We start from the raw sequence: 17,308 nt of genomic DNA on the forward strand, positions 1-17,308 counted from the left end.
GCAAAAAAAATCCGCCCCGAAAGGCGGATTTTTCATTTTCACCGACGTGATTAGAAGCGGTAACCTACGCCAGCAATCCAGGTGCCAACGTCAACGCTACGAATACGGCTCTGCTCGTAAGAGAAGTCCAGAGCAACATTTTCCATCGGGTTGAATTGCAGACCAGCGCCATAGGAGAAGCCATAATCGCTGGTGTCATGTTTGTAGGTTGGGTAATCGGTCGTCTGGAATTTACCGTAACCCACACCGACTACACCGTAGATGCTCGCCCAATCGTTCAGACGGTAAGCCGGGCCGGCAGTGATGCCGTAGTACTGACCTTTGTTGTAATCGCCCGCACCGTTAGTACGATCTTTTTCGGTGTAGGTGAAGGAACCGATTACGCCCAGCGGGTTGTCGTCCTGCTCGTAACGATACTTCAGGTTGAAACCGCTCATTTTATTCGCTACGCCCTGCGCGTCGCTCTGAGCGTAACCACCGGTAACGGTAGAAGTAGCAGCTACTGCAGTACCTGCGGAAAAAGCCAGAACAGCGGCCAGTGCTGAAAGACATGCAATTTTTTTCATAACCACCTCAAATGTGCTTCAAGTAAGTCCTAAGTTTTAAATATATCAAAAATTAATGGGAAACTCTTTGCAATTCACGGTGTCTAAGGGCGCCTTTCATGTAACAGAACGTTTCCATAACGCGCTATCTTATTCAATTAACATCATTTTTTCGACTGATTGCATCAATAATGCGCGTGTGGCGCGATACATTCATCCAGATTATTCCTAAACTAACAGTCTATTTATCCATCAATTTAAGTTCATTTTATGGAATCCTGGAAATTTTTTTTCAACGAATCCTCAACCGCCGCGGGGAATTTCCATTACACTGCCACCTTTACTCGTACTGACATTTTTTGACAGGAGAAAGGATGCCGGGGTCAACACGTAAACTACCAGTCTGGTTGCCCATTTTGGTTTTGCTCATTGCCATGTCCTCTATTCAGAGTGGCGCTTCACTGGCGAAATCGTTATTTCCTCTTGTCGGCGCGCCGGGCGTAACGGCGCTTCGTCTGGCGTTGGGAACGCTTATCCTTATCGCCTTTTTCAAACCCTGGCGTTTGCGTTTTGCCAAAGAGCAGCGGCTGCCTTTACTGTTTTATGGTCTGTCGCTGGGCGGGATGAACTATCTATTCTATCTGTCGATTCAGACGGTGCCGTTGGGTATTGCGGTCGCGCTGGAATTTACCGGTCCTCTGGCGGTCGCGCTGTTTTCATCCCGGCGGCCGGTAGATTTTATTTGGGTCGTACTGGCTGTGCTTGGGCTCTGGTTCCTGCTGCCATTAGGGCAAGATATGTCTCACGTCGATCTTACCGGGGCCGCGTTAGCGCTCGGCGCTGGCGCCTGTTGGGCTGTCTATATTCTTACCGGCCAGCGAGCAGGCGCGGAACATGGTCCGGCCACGGTGGCGGTAGGCTCGCTGATTGCCGCCATCATTTTCGTGCCGATTGGCGCAGTTCAGGCTGGCGACGCGCTATGGCACTGGTCGATTCTTCCCTTAGGGTTAGCGGTCGCTGTGCTTTCTACGGCGCTGCCTTATTCACTGGAAATGATTGCGCTGACGCGCCTGCCAACCCGCACCTTCGGTACGCTGATGAGCATGGAACCCGCGCTGGCCGCCGTTTCCGGGATGATTTTTCTGGGCGAAACGCTTACGGGCATACAAATCCTGGCCCTGTGCGCCATCATTGCCGCTTCAATGGGATCTACCCTAACGATTCGCCGCGAACCGCAAATTAAACAAGTTGACGTAAAATAGTTTTTTATTCTGCATGATGTGCATAATCATGCAGAATATCACCTCGTTATTCACCTTTTATTATCGCGCTATTACTTCGTCATTTTTTGTCATATTTTTTCTCATTTTTTACATTAAAATGAGAATTATTACCCGCCAAACAGCAAACCCGACTAACCAATTGATTTTTAATCAAAATAAATATTAAATCTTGTCTGTACTATTAAAGTGATAGGTAAATTCAAAAAAGCAAAGTTAAAAACCGGTGCTATACTTATTTTCGTTAATTACCTGGGACACAAACATCAAGAGGATATGAGATTATGAGTACCGCTAAACTGGTAAAAACAAAAGCGTCTAATCTGCTTTATACCCGTAACGATGTATCAGAGAGCGATAAAAAAGCGACGGTTGAGTTGCTTAATCGTCAGGTGATCCAGTTCATTGACCTGTCGCTTATCACGAAACAGGCCCACTGGAACATGCGCGGTGCTAACTTTATTGCCGTTCATGAGATGCTGGATGGCTTCCGTACCGCACTGACCGATCATCTGGATACTATGGCCGAGCGCGCCGTACAGCTTGGCGGTGTGGCGTTAGGCACCACGCAAGTTATCAACAGCAAAACTCCACTGAAAAGCTATCCGCTCGACATCCATAACGTGCAGGATCACTTAAAAGAACTGGCCGATCGCTACGCTGTTGTCGCTAATGATGTTCGCAAAGCTATCGGTGAAGCCAAAGATGAAGACACTGCCGATATCTTTACCGCCGCATCACGCGACCTCGATAAATTCCTGTGGTTTATCGAATCCAACATCGAATAAATCTATCTCTACCCTGAATACTTCGAGTTGCAGGAAGGTACAAACGCAGCGAATCCGCAGAAGCCTGACTTCCGTCGTCACTGAAGCGAACGCACCTGCAACTTGATGTACACAGGTATATAAGTCATCCCTATACCCCTGCCTGGCACAGGGGTTTTGCACTTAAATAGTGCACACGTCTTGTACTCCCCTCCGACAAAAGTGAATTATTTGTAATAATTACATCACACAATCGTTAATTAAAGATTGTTTTAACAACGATTTTTACGCTAAATAGACCCTGTATCTCTACTTTGTTATTCATGCACTAAATCAGTGCCCCAAAACGGTGCGGCATACTGGTTTTGCCCGACTTATTGTGCACAGGAATGTTTCACGCTTCTGTTAAAACAATGAGTTACATAATTGGCATGATTTTTTCATTACGCTACATGTTCTCGCAGGGGATCGCCCCGTGGATAGAAAAGGAAATGCTATGAAGTCTCTATTAAAAGTTTCACTGGCTGCACTTACCCTGGCTTTTGCGGTGTCTTCGCACGCTGCGGATAAGAAACTCGTTGTGGCAACCGATACGGCGTTCGTTCCGTTTGAATTTAAACAGGGCGACAAATACGTCGGTTTTGATGTTGATCTGTGGGACGCTATCGCGAAAGAACTGAAGCTGGACTACACCCTGAAACCGATGGATTTCAGCGGCATTATTCCGGCATTACAAACCAAAAATATCGATCTGGCGCTGGCGGGTATTACGATTACGGACGAGCGTAAAAAAGCGATCGACTTTTCCGATGGCTATTACAAAAGCGGTCTGCTCGTGATGGTGAAAGCCAACAATAACGATATTAAAAGCGTTAAAGACCTCGATGGCAAAGTCGTTGCCGTGAAGAGCGGAACCGGGTCGGTGGATTACGCGAAAGCGAATATCAAAACCAAAGACCTGCGTCAGTTCCCGAACATTGATAACGCGTACATGGAATTAGGCACCAACCGCGCAGACGCCGTTCTGCACGATACGCCGAACATCCTGTACTTTATCAAAACCGCAGGCAACGGCCAGTTCAAGGCGGTAGGCGAATCGCTGGAAGCACAGCAATACGGAGTTGCCTTCCCGAAAGGCAGCGATGAACTGCGCGAGAAAGTCAACGGCGCGCTGAAAACGCTGCGTGAGAATGGCACCTATAACGAAATCTACAAAAAATGGTTCGGTACAGAACCTAAATAAAACGACCTGATGTTGGCTTGTGGCCCGGTAGTGAGGACGCTCACCGGGCCTACAGCTCTTTCCGTGACGGATAAGACACTTTCCGCCATTTCCGCGCCGGATAGAGCATTTGACTATTTACACCACGGTAACAGGAACGACATATGCAGTTTGACTGGAGCGCCATCTGGCCCGCCATTCCGCTTTTGCTTGAGGGCGCTAAAATGACCCTGTGGATCTCGGTCCTCGGTCTGGCTGGCGGCCTGGTTATTGGACTGGCGGCAGGTTTTGCCCGTACGTTTGGCGGCTGGTTCGCTAACCACATCGCCCTGGTTTTCATTGAAATTATTCGCGGCACGCCCATCGTTGTCCAGGTCATGTTTATCTACTTTGCCCTGCCGATGGCATTTAATGATTTGCGTATTGATCCGTTCAGCGCAGCGGTCGTGACAATTATGATTAACTCCGGCGCTTATATCGCGGAAATTACTCGTGGCGCAGTACTATCCATTCACAAAGGTTTTCGCGAAGCGGGTCTGGCGCTGGGCCTTTCTCGCCGGGAAACCATCCGCCATGTTATTTTACCGCTTGCTCTGCGCCGTATGCTGCCGCCGCTGGGCAACCAGTGGATCATTAGCATCAAAGACACCTCGTTGTTTATTGTTATCGGCGTAGCCGAGCTGACCCGTCAGGGCCAGGAAATTATTGCCGGTAACTTTCGCGCCCTGGAAATCTGGAGCGCCGTGGCCGTCTTCTATTTGATCATTACGCTGGTGCTGAGCTTTATTTTGCGTCGTCTTGAAAGAAGGATGAAAATCCTGTGATTGAATTTAAAAACGTCTCCAAGCACTTTGGCCCCACCCAGGTGCTGCATAACATTGATTTAAACATCCGTCAGGGCGAAGTGGTTGTGATTATCGGCCCTTCCGGTTCGGGTAAATCCACGTTATTACGCTGTATCAATAAACTGGAAGAGATCACCTCCGGCGATCTGATTGTCGATGGTCTGAAAGTCAACGATCCTAAAGTAGACGAACGGCTGATTCGCCAGGAAGCCGGCATGGTGTTTCAACAGTTTTATCTGTTCCCGCATCTGACCGCGCTCGAAAACGTAATGTTCGGTCCTCTGCGCGTACGCGGCGTAAAGAAAGAAGAAGCGGAAAAACAGGCGAAAGCACTATTAGCGAAAGTTGGACTGGCGGAACGGGCGCACCACTACCCCTCCGAGCTTTCCGGCGGTCAACAACAGCGCGTCGCCATTGCCCGAGCGCTGGCAGTGAAGCCGAAAATGATGCTCTTTGACGAGCCAACCTCCGCTCTGGATCCTGAACTGCGCCATGAAGTGCTGAAAGTCATGCAGGATCTGGCGGAAGAAGGCATGACCATGGTCATTGTGACTCACGAAATCGGCTTTGCCGAAAAAGTCGCCTCACGGCTGATTTTCATCGATAAAGGCCGTATTGCCGAAGATGGCAGTCCGCAGGCGTTGATCGAAAACCCGCCAAGCCCACGTTTACAGGAATTTTTACAGCACGTCTCCTGAGATATCGCCCTTCCTGCCCTGCGGCAGGAAGGGCATCATGGAATAGTCCCATTTCATCTTCCCTCCCCTGCGCCATCTATACTTAGTGTTTTGCGTCTCTTTTCTCACTGGGGGAGTCATGCGGTGGACCCTGTTCATCCTTTTTTGTCTACTGGGCACGCCTGCCCATGCGGTCGCCATACCCGGCGTGACCACGGGGACATCAACCAGCCAGCAAGCAGCGCCAGAGCCCAGTCCTGAACAAAAAAAAGCGGCCTATGCGGCCCTGGCTGACGTACTGGAGAACGAGGCTTCACGTAACGAATTAATAGCGCAACTCCGCGAAGCCTCAACCACGCCGCCGACCGAGCCGGCGCCAGCGCTTGCGCCGCCTGCGGCCAAAGATGAAAAAACGGTACTGGAGAACGTCACCACCGTTACCCGTCAGTACGGCGATGCTTTCGCTACCCGTTTCGCCCAGCTTTATCGCAACATCACCGATGCGCCGCACAAGCCGTTTAACTCTCAAACCTTCACCAACGCGTTAACCCACTTTTTATTTCTGGCCGTCGCGGTATTTGGTTTTTATAGCGTGATACGGCTTTGCGCCCTGCCGTTATATCGAAAAATGGGCCTGTGGGCGCGCAAGAAAAACCGTGAACGCAGCAACTGGTTACAGCTCCCGGCGATGATCGCCGGCGCGTTTATTATCGACCTCCTGCTACTGGCGCTCACCTTATTTATCGGTCAGATGCTCAGTGATAATTTCCATGCCGGAAGTCGAACTATCGCTTTTCAGCAAAGCCTGTTCCTGAATGCCTTCGCGCTGATAGAGTTCTTTAAAGCGATTCTGCGGCTTATCTTTTGCCCTAATGTACCGGAATTACGCCCATTCGCAATTCAGGATGCGGCAGCGCGTTACTGGAATCGCCGTATGAGTTCCCTTAGCAGTTTGATTGGCTACGGGCTGATTGTTGCCGTTCCGATTATTTCCAACCAGGTGAATGTTCAGGTTGGCGCGATGGCTAATGTGGCGATCATGCTCTGCATCACCATCTGGGCGCTGTACCTGATCTTTAAAAACAAAGCGGAGATTACGCAACATTTATTAAGCCTGGCGGAACGATCATTAGCCTTTTTCAGCCTGTTTATCCGCGCCTTTGCGCTGGTGTGGCACTGGCTGGCCAGCGCCTACTTTATCGTGCTGTTTTTCTTCTCGTTATTCGACCCAGGCAATAGTCTGAAGTTTATGATGGGCGCGACCGTGCGCAGTCTGGCGATTATTGGCATCGCGGCGTTTATCTCCGGTATGTTTACCCGCTGGATAGCGAAAACCATCACCCTGTCGCCCCATACGCAGCGCAATTACCCGGAATTACAAAAGCGGCTTAACGGCTGGCTCTCCTCGGCGCTAAAAGTCGCACGCTTTTTGACCGTCTGCGTCGCCGTTATGCTGTTGCTCAACGCCTGGGGATTATTCGATTTCTGGCACTGGCTACATTATGGCGCGGGGGAAAAGATGGTCGATATCCTCATCCGTATCGCGTTAATCTTATTCTTCTCCGCCGTGGGATGGACGATTCTCGCCAGTCTGATTGAGAATCGCCTGGCCTCCGATATTCATGGCCGCCCGCTACCCAGCGCCCGCACGCGCACGCTGCTGACGCTGTTCCGCAATGCGCTGGCAGTGATTATCAGTACCATAACCATCATGATCGTGTTATCGGAAATCGGCGTCAATATCGCGCCATTGCTGGCTGGCGCGGGGGCGTTAGGTCTGGCTATCTCTTTCGGTTCGCAAACCCTGGTGAAAGATATTATTACCGGCGTCTTTATTCAGTTTGAAAACGGGATGAATACCGGCGACTTAGTCACCATAGGCCCGCTGACGGGGACGGTCGAAAGAATGTCGATTCGTTCCGTCGGCGTGCGGCAGGATACCGGGGCATACCATATTATCCCGTGGTCCTCGATCACCACTTTCGCCAACTTTGTGCGCGGTATCGGCTCTGTTGTCGCCAACTATGACGTGGATCGCCATGAGGATGCGGATAAAGCGAATCAGGCGCTGAAAGACGCGGTAACGGCGCTGATGGAGACGGAGGATATTCGCGGGCTGATTATCGGCGAACCCACGTTCGCCGGTATTGTCGGTTTAACGAACACGGCGTTTACTTTACGCGTGTCGTTCACCACGCTACCGCTCAAGCAGTGGACGGTGCGTTTTGCCCTTGATAGCCAGGTGAAAAAGCATTTTGATCTGGCTAATGTGCGCGCGCCGGTGCAAACGTATCAGGTTCTGCCCGCCCCCGCCGGCGCCCCGCCGCCTGATTCACTGCCGCCGCGCGAACCGACGATTTAGCGTTTACGGGTGATAAAACGGCGACGCTGGTCGTCATCCATAAAGGTCCAGGCAATAAAGCGGCTTTGCTTTTGCCCCTGGGCCATCTCTTTTTTCACCACTTTCACCGCGCCAGCCTCCGTCAACGCCCGGTAAAGCGGCGGTAAATTCTCGCCGCGCGACACCAACGTCGTAAACCACAACACCTGACGGCGGAAGGATTGGCTTTCAGCAATCATTTTTTTAATAAAGGCGACTTCGCCGCCTTCGCACCATAGCTCCTGCTGTTGACCGCCAAAGTTCAGCGCATCATCTTTATTCTGCCCCAAATTGCGGCGCTTACGCTCGCTGCCCGCGCGGGCTGCGGCGGCGGAGTCGTGAAAAGGCGGGTTACAAAGCGTTGCGTCATAAAATTCATTTTTATGAATAATACCGGTAAAAATGGCCGCCGGATCTTTTTGCCGACGCAGACGAATGGCGCGGCTTAACCCCGTATTAGCCTGAATGATAGCCTGCGCGCTGGACATCGCTGCGTCGCTGACTTCACTACCGGTAAATCGCCAGCCATATTCATGTACGCCGATAAGCGGATAAATACAATTGGCGCCCACCCCCACGTCCAGAATAGTTGCCTGCGCCGGAATACTCCCTGTCGTTTCGCCAAGCAGATCCGCCAGATGATGGATATAATCCGCACGACCAGGCACCGGCGGACATAAAAACCCTGGCGGAATGTCCCAGTGTGTAACGGCATAAAAATGCGCCAGCAACGCCTTATTGAGCGCTTTTACCGCTTGCGGATTAGCAAAATCAACGCTCTGTTCACCGGCGGGCGTGCGGATAAGAAAGGACGTCAATTCCGGCGTGGTCTGACACAGTGCGGCGAGATCATAACGGTGTTGATGGCGGTTGCGCGGGTGTAACCCCGGTTTCTGGGCGGACATGGCATTCTCCTTTTAGCAGCGGCGTAAGATACCCGTATAACGCCACGGGGTAAATATACCACCGCGAATTCCCTGCCTCGCTCGTTTGATCGGATATCTGAATGACATTGGCTCTGCTCATGGTCTGAAAAGATCGCGCGATGCGATTTTTTCGCCTGACGGCGCTACACTTAACCTCAGGTACCCTAAAATCAGGAGAGCGTGATGGCATCCGGCTGGGCAAATGACGACGCAGTGAATGAACAAATCAACAATACCATTGAAGATGCCGTTGCCCGCGCTCGCGGCGAACTTCCCCACGGCGAAAGTCGCGATGAATGCGAATCTTGCGGCGATCCTATCCCTGAAGCGCGGCGTAAAGCCGTGCCGGGCGTTCGGTTATGCATAGCCTGCCAACAGGAGAAAGATTTACATAACGCAACATTTTCAGGATATAATCGTAGAGGTTCAAAAGACAGCCAGTTACGCTGACTTTTCTTTACCGAAACCGCCAGTATTATCCATTCCTTTACGCTCATGCTTTTTAGCGTTCTGCGTCGCAGAATGTGCCGTTAACCTCGACTCTGTAAAGCCAGATGACAAGAAAGGTAAATTCAACCGTTGAATTAATTAATAATCAATAGGTTATTTGTCATTCAAAAATTTTGAGCAAGGCAGTCAATTCTATTCGATTTTATCTTTCGCAAAAAACCGTGATACTCATCACATCGACGGAACATCGTCCCATAAACAGAATAACCTGCGAGAGATTAATCATGAAAACCATTAAATATGCTGTTGCAGCCATCGCGCTTTCCACCCTTTCTTTTGGCGCTTTTGCCGCAGAACCGGTTAGCGCGTCTCAGACGCAAAACCTGCATAAAATCGGCGTAGTGTCTGCCGATGGCGCCACCACGCTGGATGGCCTGGAAGCTAAACTGGCTGAAAAAGCCGCCGCTGCTGGCGCAAGCGCTTATAACATCACCTCCGCCGTAGGTAATGACAAAATGAGCGGCACTGCGGTGATTTATAAATAATTTACCTGCCCGCCAGATTTCAGGCTGTAACATCGCTGTTGTTTGAATTCTGACGGGTATTACCCTCGTCTGTTTGCTAACAGACCCACTGCTCCAACCCTCATTAACCCTGTTTGTTACCCTTATTTGCCCGTCCGCCACTGGACGGGCTTTTTTTATTCGCTAAAAGCCTGTTCGACGCGCGCAAGCCCGTCTTCTAACGTCGCCGCCTCTCCCGTCGCAACCAGACAACAGGCCATTTGCGTTTTTAATGATTGCGGCACCGGCTCGTGGCCGGCAAGGCAGCGCTCAATCCAGCGCGCGGTGATTTCAGGATCTTTAGTCGCAGGCAGTGAAAGCGGCTCGTCGTACGTGTCGCTCTGGCGCTCATGCAGTACCTGCACGCCGCGGCTATCAATCAGGCTGATTTGCGGACAGCGTTGCGGGTTGGCATAGACTTCGCCTTCGGTACCATGCATCAGCAAAGCCCGCCCGCCAATGCGGCTAAAAAAGGTCGCCACACGCGGAACATATTCAGGATGAGAAACGCTTGATAAACGCAGCGCGGCATCCTCAGCAAATGGCGTCGCCAGCTTGGCCAGTGAATGCGCGCTGTTACGCACGCCCATCCGCCAGCGCATCGCCAGCTGTTTTTCCAGCGGCGGGCAGAGCGCGCTCACCGGGATAAACACCGGCTGGCGCCCGTCCAGTTTGGCCTGCGCTTGTCCACCGTGTAGGGTGGGGATAATCCCCATCAGCTCAAATATAGTTTCCGTCAGTACGCGGGTCGGATCTTCACTGACGCCGTGTACTACGACTGGGAAGCCCAATTTATGCAGCAGGATAGCCAGCAGCGGCGTTAAATTCGCCTGTTTACGCGCGCCGTTATAGCTGGGAATAACGACCGGCAACGGCCTATCTGCGGGCGGTGTCAGTTTGATGGTATGATTCTGCATGGCCTCATAAAAGCCCAGCATTTCGGCTTCGCCTTCGCCTTTAATACGCAGCGCCATCAATATACTGCCCATTTCCAGGTCGGGGATGTCGCCATTCAGCATTCGGGTATACAAACCGCGCGCGGTATCCAGATCCAGATCGCGGGCGTGATTTTTACCTCGCCCGATCTCTTTGATGATCTTGCGATAATCCATTGAAAGCTCCTTGAAGTGTGCTCACAGCATTAACGCCGTCGGCGGCGTGCAGGTTTTGCTTTTGGTTTTACTATAACGTCTGGCACGGCAGGCTGCTCTATCGGAAAAACAGGTAAGGCATTCAGTAAACGCTGTCCGTAGTTTTTGGTCAACAAACGCTTATCATAAATGACCACTTCTCCCCGACAGGCGTGGCTACGGATCAATCGCCCTACCTGCTGAATTAAATTAAAAGACGCGCTTGGTAAACTTTGTACCTCAAACGGATAACGATTCAGGCTTTTTAGCCATTCGCCTTCGGTGATCACGACCGGGCTGTCGATCGGCGGGAAGGCAATTTTATGGATATGGACCTGCGTCAGCAGCTCGCCTTTAAGATCCAGCCCTTCGGCAAAAGACTGAAGTCCAACCAGCACGCTGCGTTCGCCGCTCTCCACCCGTTTACGGTGCAGCTCCACCAGCCGGTAACGCGGCTGGTCGCCCTGGACCAGGAGGAGTAAGCGCACATCAGCGACATGCTCCAGAAAACGCTGCATCGCCCGCCCGCTGGCGAACAGTACCAGCATACCATGATGTTTTTTGCTCTCCAGTTGCTCACGAAAATAGGCTGCCATTTCGGCAATATGCTGCTCTTCGTTATCAATAGTGGGTTCGTAGCGCATTTGAGGAATCACCAGTTTCCCCTGTTCCACATGATTAAACGGCGAATCCAGCGCCACAAAGCGGTCGCCGGCTTTTTCTTTTAAGCCGCTCATTTCCTGCAGGCGCGAAAAGCTATTGAGCGAGCGCAGTGTCGCCGAGGTGACAATAATGTGCGGTACGCTGCGCCATAACAATCTTTCCAGCTGATCGCTGACGCGGATACCGACACAATGGAACCAGACGTGGAGTTGCCCTTCGCGTATTTCACGCGTCGCCCATTTGGACACCGGCGCGCCTGAAGACTGCGCCATCGAAGCCAGCCGCCATAATTTACTTTGCGCCTCGAACATTCCCAGCGCCCGGTTCATCTGTAAAATCACCCGATGCAAACGCACAATATCGTGCGACCCGGTTTTTTCGCTGAGATCGTTGAGAAAGGATTCCGCCAGCCCACGCAGCGTCTCGGTCAGCTTCGCCAGTCGCTGGCAGATTTCCATGACCTCATCAGGCAACTCGCCCATTGCAAAACGGTGCTCCGCCTCCTGCGCTGCGGGCATATACAGATTAAGAATGGCATTGAGCGAGGCGATCAGTTCGTATACCTCCTCGCAATGGGCGTTAAGTCGCTCAGGGTTCGCTAACGGCGGCGTGGTTTTAGGGCGAAATTGCTCCATGCAGGTCGCCACCAGTTTGCTGAACAGATCCAGTTGCAAGCGATACCAGGAGGCGGTAATTTCCGCGCTCATCTCCAGCGCATCGCGAGCGACATCGGGCAGATGATGACCTTCATCCAGTACCAACAGCAGATGCTTTGGTTCCGGCAGTACGGCTTCACTTTCCATCGCCGCCATTACCAGCGCGTGATTCGCCACCACGACTTCCGCTTCCTGTATTTCACGTCGGGCGACAAAGAATGGACATTCGCGGTAATAGTGACAGTTGCGGTTCAGACAACTGGCTTTATCGGTACTTAATCGCCGCCACAGATCGTCGTCAATAGCAATGTCGGTATGATCCCGCAGACCATCCCATTTGTAACCGTCAAGATCCCCTTTCAGCCTGGCGCAGCGCTTTTGCTCTTCCTGGTTGTTAGGCGTCAGTTCATCATCAAGAAAGGCGAGCAGATCCTGCTGCGTAGGCTCGCTACTGGCGAGCGCCGCCAGGTTTCGCGGACACACGTAACGCCCGCGGCCAAAGGCGGCGGTAAAGCGCAGATCGGGGATGATTTTTCGTAGCAGCGGCAAATCCTTGCTAAAGATCTGATCCTGTAACGCCACGTTAGCGGTACTGACCACCAGTGTTTTTTGCTCTTCCCGAGCAATGGCGATACCGGGAATAAGATAGGAGAGGGTTTTCCCGACGCCGGTCGGCGCTTCAATAGCCAGATGTCTCCCTTCTTCCCCGGCCAGTGTTCTGGCGACGTCAGCAATCATCTGCCGCTGCGGCGCACGGGGAATAAAGTCGGGAATCTGGTCCTGAAGCGCCTTATACCAGGCGGCGATTTGCGCTTTCAGCGCAGCGGTCAATGCCATGAGAAAACCTGAAGTACTGTATAAACAGCCACTATTGTGTCACATTTCAGGGGCGGGAAGTACCTTTTTTACCGGTTCTGGAAGGCGGCTCGCAACGCGATGTGTATTTTGCCGGATGGCGGTGCAAGCACCTTATCGGGCCTACGTATTTGCATAGTCCGTAGGCCCGGTAAGCGTCGCGCTACCGGGCATGTTGCCGGATAAAATTTACTGGGCAGGCGTGATTCTGCGCGGGCGACGCGGCGGACGTGCTTTGTCGCCAGCGGGTTTCCCCTCGTCTGTGCGCGGTTTTGATTTCGCCTTCGCTGCCCCACTATCCTGACGTCGCGGCTGCTGACTGCGCCCCGCTCCCCCCTGATTTTGTCCGCGTCCACGACCGCCGCCGCCGCCGCGCTGCTGATGGCCATTCTGAATCGGCTCCGCTTTAATCGACGGGTCCGGCTCATAGCCCGGCGTCGTAATGCGTGGGATCTCTTTTTTCAGCAATTTTTCGATATCACGCAACAGTTTATGCTCGTCAACACAGACCAGCGACAGCGCCTCGCCAGTTGCCGCCGCGCGACCGGTACGGCCAATACGGTGTACATAATCTTCCGGCACGTTCGGCAGTTCATAGTTGACCACGTGCGGCAGCTCTTCAATATCCAGACCACGCGCCGCAATATCCGTCGCCACCAGCACGCGAATATCGCCGGATTTAAAATCGGCCAGCGCGCGGGTACGTGCGCCCTGCGATTTATTACCGTGGATCGCCGCGCTGCGAATGCCGTCTTTATTAAGCTGTTCCGCCAGATGGTTCGCGCCATGCTTGGTGCGGGTGAAGACCAACACCTGCTGCCAGTTGCCCTGGCCAATCATCTGCGACAACAGTTCACGTTTGCGTTTTTTATCGACAAAGTGCACGTGCTGCGTCACCTGCTCTGAGGCCGTGTTGCGGCGCGCCACTTCGATTTCCAGCGGGTTGCGCAACAGCTTTTCGGCGAGCGCTTTGATGTCGTCGGAGAACGTGGCGGAGAACAGCAGATTCTGACGCTTCGCCGGCAGTTTCGCCAGCACGCGACGAATGTCGTGAATGAAGCCCATATCCAGCATACGGTCGGCTTCATCCAGTACCAGAATCTCAATCTGATCCAGCTTCACGGCATTTTGATGTTCCAGGTCGAGCAGACGTCCCGGCGTCGCCACCAGCACATCCACGCCGCCGCGTAGTTTCATCATCTGCGGATTGATGCTTACGCCGCCAAATACCACCAGCGAGCGAATGTTGAGATATTTACTGTAATCTCTGACGTTTTCGCCAATTTGCGCCGCCAGCTCGCGGGTTGGCGTGAGGATCAACGCGCGCACCGGGCGACGACCTTTAGCGTGCGGCTGATGGGTAATCAGATGCTGCAACAATGGCAGGGTAAAACCCGCCGTTTTACCGGTTCCGGTCTGAGCGCTGGCCATCAGATCGCGGCCTTCCAGCACGGCGGGAATCGCCTGTTGCTGAATAGGGGTAGGTTCACGGTAACCCTGCTCGGCAATGGCGCGCAGGATATCAGGGTTTAATCCCAGGGAATCAAAAGACATAACTACTCCGGACCGCCCCGACCGTTGCCGGTGTAGTTTTCAGGGAGATGCTCAAATTTGGAATGACAAAAACCACAATGTCATGAAGGGGCGGAGTGTAGCAGTTTTTGTGATGCGGCGCATAAATTATCCTTACGGTGAGCCGCGGGGAAAATGACGCCCCGCGACGGGGATCCATGCGTTATTGTTCAGCAAACGCCTCGCCGTAGAAACTTGCCAACAGCAGTTGGCGCAGTTCCGATACCAGCGGATAACGCGGGTTAGCGCCGGTGCACTGGTCATCGAAGGCATCTTCAGACAGTTTGTCAACGTGTGCCAGGAAGTCAGCTTCCTGCACGCCTGCTTCACGGATAGACTTAGGAATGCCCAGCTCAGCTTTAATGCTTTCCAGCCATGCCAGCAGTTTTTCAATCTTAGCGGCGGTACGATCGCCCGGCGTGCTCAGGCCCAGGTGGTCAGCAATTTCAGCGTAACGACGGCGTGCCTGCGGACGATCGTACTGGCTGAAAGCGGTCTGCTTGGTCGGGTTGTCATTCGCGTTGTAGCGGATAACGTTACAAATCAGCAGGGCGTTCGCCAGACCGTGCGGAATGTGGAACTGAGAGCCCAGTTTGTGCGCCATGGAGTGACATACACCGAGGAAGGCGTTGGCAAACGCGATACCGGCGATAGTCGCTGCACTGTGAACACGTTCACGCGCAACCGGGTTCTTAGACCCTTCGTGGTAAGACGCCGGCAGGTTTTCTTTCAGCAGTTTCAGAGCCTGCAGAGCCTGACCGTCAGAGAACTCAGAAGCCAGTACGGAAACGTAAGCTTCCAGGGCGTGAGTTACCGCATCCAGACCACCGAACGCACACAGGGACTTCGGCATATCCATCACCAGGTTGGCATCGACAATCGCCATATCCGGGGTCAGGGCATAGTCAGCCAGCGGATATTTCTGACCGGTTGCATCGTCGGTCACAACCGCAAACGGTGTGACTTCAGAACCGGTACCGGAAGTGGTGGTGACGGCGATCATTTTCGCTTTCACGCCCATTTTCGGGAACTTGTAGATACGTTTACGGATGTCCATAAAGCGCAGCGCCAGTTCTTCGAAGTGAGTTTCCGGATGTTCGTACATGACCCACATGATTTTCGCGGCGTCCATCGGGGAACCGCCGCCCAGCGCGATGATTACGTCCGGTTTGAAGGAGTTAGCCAGCTCAGCGCCTTTGCGAACAACGGAAAGCGTCGGGTCGGCTTCAACTTCGAAGAAGACTTCGGTTTCAACGCCAGCCGCTTTCAGCACAGAGGTGATCTGGTCTGCGTAGCCGTTGTTGAACAGGAAGCGGTCAGTCACGATGAGCGCACGTTTGTGGCCATCAGTAATCACTTCATCCAGCGCGATGGGCAAAGAGCCACGGCGGAAGTAGATAGATTTCGGAAGTTTGTGCCACAACATGTTTTCAGCTCGCTTAGCAACGGTTTTCTTGTTGATCAGGTGTTTCGGACCAACGTTTTCAGAGATGGAGTTACCACCCCAGGAACCACAACCCAACGTCAGGGAAGGTGCGAGTTTGAAGTTGTACAGGTCGCCGATACCCCCCTGAGAGGCCGGGGTGTTGATCAGGATACGCGCGGTTTTCATCATCTGACCGAAGTAAGCAACGCGTTCTGGCTGGTTATCCTGGTCAGTGTACAGGCAGGAGGTATGACCGATACCGCCCATTGCGACCAGTTGCTCCGCTTTATCTACCGCATCGGCAAAATCTTTTGCTCGGTACATGGCGAGCGTCGGAGAGAGTTTTTCGTGAGCGAAAGGCTCAGAGGCGTCCGTTGCACTCACCTCCCCTATCAGAACCTTGCTGTTTTCAGGCACAAAAATGCCGGCAATCTCTGCGATTGTAGCCGCTGACTGGCCGACAATTGCCGCGTTCAGCGCCCCATTTTTGAGCAATACTCCGCCTACAGCTTTCCTCTCTTTTTTATTCAGAATCACCGCGCCGCATTTCGCAAAACGCTCGCGAACGGCATCATAGACGGAATCAACAACGACAACAGACTGTTCAGAAGCACAGATTACGCCGTTATCGAAGGTTTTCGACATCAGGATTGACGCCACAGCGCGTTTAATGTCAGCAGTTTCATCAATCACTACCGGAGTGTTACCTGCGCCTACGCCGATAGCCGGTTTGCCGGAGCTGTATGCTGCTTTAACCATGCCTGGACCACCCGTCGCGAGGATCAGGTTAATATCCGGGTGGTGCATCAATGCGTTAGACAGTTCTACGGAAGGTTGATCGATCCAGCCAATCAGATCTTTCGGCGCGCCGGCAGCGATAGCCGCTTGCAGAACGATGTCTGCCGCTTTGTTGGTTGCTTCTTTAGCGCGCGGATGCGGAGAAAAGATGATGGCGTTACGGGTCTTCAGGCTAATCAGCGACTTGAAAATCGCGGTAGAGGTCGGGTTGGTTGTCGGAACGATGCCGCAAATAATACCGACAGGTTCAGCAATCGTAATGGTCCCGAAAGTGTCGTCTTCTGACAGCACGCCGCAGGTCTTTTCATCTTTATAGGCGTTATAGATATATTCGGAAGCGAAGTGGTTTTTAATCACTTTGTCTTCCACGATGCCCATACCAGACTCGGCGACCGCCATTTTGGCCAGCGGAATGCGGGCATCAGCGGCGGCCAGAGCGGCGGCGCGGAAGATTTTGTCTACCTGTTGTTGCGTGAAACTCGCGTACTGACGCTGGGCTTTTTTGACGCGCGCAACCAGCGCGTTTAATTCTTCAATGGAATTAATCGACATG

The 17,308-nt window shown here is 52.7% G+C and carries 14 protein-coding genes; 8 read left to right on the forward strand and 6 right to left on the reverse strand.

Features of this window, described 5'->3' with window-relative positions; all coding sequences use genetic code 11:
• Positions 1–50: 50 nt before the first annotated feature.
• A complete protein-coding gene (gene ompX / locus ACLJNW_RS07140) occupies positions 51–566 on the reverse strand; it encodes an outer membrane protein OmpX (RefSeq protein WP_000716763.1) in 516 nt (171 codons plus the stop codon).
• Positions 567–919: 353 nt separating this feature from the next.
• On the opposite strand from ompX, the gene rhtA reads away from it, so the two are divergent.
• The 6 genes from rhtA to ybiO all read left to right on the forward strand — a co-directional run bounded on the left by rhtA (position 920) and on the right by ybiO (position 7,698).
• A complete protein-coding gene (gene rhtA / locus ACLJNW_RS07145) occupies positions 920–1,807 on the forward strand; it encodes a threonine/homoserine exporter RhtA (protein ID WP_001119554.1) in 888 nt (295 codons plus the stop codon).
• Between the two features lie 302 nt (positions 1,808–2,109).
• Complete coding sequence (gene dps / locus ACLJNW_RS07150) at positions 2,110–2,613, forward strand: DNA starvation/stationary phase protection protein Dps (RefSeq protein WP_000100805.1); 504 nt, start codon at positions 2,110–2,112, stop codon at positions 2,611–2,613.
• 475 nt (positions 2,614–3,088) lie between these two features.
• Entirely contained in the window at positions 3,089–3,835 is a 747-nt protein-coding gene (glnH, locus tag ACLJNW_RS07155) for a glutamine ABC transporter substrate-binding protein GlnH (protein ID WP_000838671.1), read from the forward strand.
• Between the two features lie 143 nt (positions 3,836–3,978).
• Entirely contained in the window at positions 3,979–4,638 is a 660-nt protein-coding gene (gene glnP / locus ACLJNW_RS07160) for a glutamine ABC transporter permease GlnP (protein WP_001159076.1), read from the forward strand.
• On the forward strand, positions 4,635–5,357 hold the full coding sequence (gene glnQ, locus ACLJNW_RS07165; RefSeq protein WP_000569093.1) for a glutamine ABC transporter ATP-binding protein GlnQ: 723 nt from the start codon (positions 4,635–4,637) through the stop codon (positions 5,355–5,357). The genes glnP and glnQ overlap by 4 nt, the downstream gene beginning before the upstream one ends.
• Before the next feature lie 118 nt (positions 5,358–5,475).
• On the forward strand, positions 5,476–7,698 hold the full coding sequence (gene ybiO / locus ACLJNW_RS07170; protein ID WP_023204033.1) for a mechanosensitive channel protein: 2,223 nt from the start codon (positions 5,476–5,478) through the stop codon (positions 7,696–7,698).
• Here the strand turns inward: ybiO and rlmF are convergent.
• Complete coding sequence (gene rlmF, locus ACLJNW_RS07175) at positions 7,695–8,621, reverse strand: 23S rRNA (adenine(1618)-N(6))-methyltransferase RlmF (protein WP_001275962.1); 927 nt, start codon at positions 8,619–8,621, stop codon at positions 7,695–7,697. The two genes, ybiO and rlmF, sit on opposite strands and share 4 nt — an antisense overlap.
• 204 nt (positions 8,622–8,825) lie before the next feature.
• Here rlmF and ACLJNW_RS07180 point away from each other — a divergent pair, with 204 nt between their 5' ends.
• Together ACLJNW_RS07180 and ybiJ are read left to right on the forward strand one after the other, a co-directional pair.
• Positions 8,826–9,092, forward strand: coding sequence for a DksA/TraR family C4-type zinc finger protein (locus ACLJNW_RS07180; RefSeq protein WP_000146330.1), 267 nt, complete (start codon positions 8,826–8,828; stop codon positions 9,090–9,092).
• A 284-nt stretch (positions 9,093–9,376) separates the two neighbouring features.
• Entirely contained in the window at positions 9,377–9,637 is a 261-nt protein-coding gene (gene ybiJ / locus ACLJNW_RS07185) for a DUF1471 family protein YbiJ (protein ID WP_000849089.1), read from the forward strand.
• A gap of 155 nt (positions 9,638–9,792) precedes the next feature.
• Here ybiJ and ybiB read toward each other — a convergent pair whose 3' ends face one another.
• The 4 genes from ybiB to adhE all read right to left on the reverse strand — a co-directional run bounded on the left by ybiB (position 9,793) and on the right by adhE (position 17,307).
• The gene (gene ybiB, locus ACLJNW_RS07190) at positions 9,793–10,767 is read right to left on the reverse strand and encodes a DNA-binding protein YbiB (RefSeq protein ID WP_000386477.1); all 975 of its coding nucleotides are present in this window, start codon (positions 10,765–10,767) and stop codon (positions 9,793–9,795) included.
• 29 nt (positions 10,768–10,796) lie between these two features.
• Positions 10,797–12,941 carry an ATP-dependent DNA helicase DinG gene (dinG, locus tag ACLJNW_RS07195; RefSeq protein ID WP_001218630.1) on the reverse strand — a complete coding sequence of 715 codons (2,145 nt, stop codon included), beginning with the start codon at positions 12,939–12,941 and terminating at the stop codon, positions 10,797–10,799.
• Between the two features lie 207 nt (positions 12,942–13,148).
• Positions 13,149–14,513: an ATP-dependent RNA helicase RhlE gene (rhlE, locus tag ACLJNW_RS07200; protein WP_024154770.1), complete on the reverse strand. Its 1,365-nt coding sequence runs from the start codon at positions 14,511–14,513 to the stop codon at positions 13,149–13,151.
• Between the two features lie 181 nt (positions 14,514–14,694).
• Positions 14,695–17,307, reverse strand: a complete 2,613-nt coding sequence (gene adhE, locus ACLJNW_RS07205) for a bifunctional acetaldehyde-CoA/alcohol dehydrogenase (RefSeq protein WP_130576509.1) — start codon at positions 17,305–17,307, stop codon at positions 14,695–14,697.
• Between the last annotated feature and the right edge of the window lies 1 nt (position 17,308).

This window comes from Salmonella sp. SAL4457, from assembly GCF_046548235.1.
Lineage (GTDB): Bacteria > Pseudomonadota > Gammaproteobacteria > Enterobacterales > Enterobacteriaceae > Salmonella > Salmonella enterica.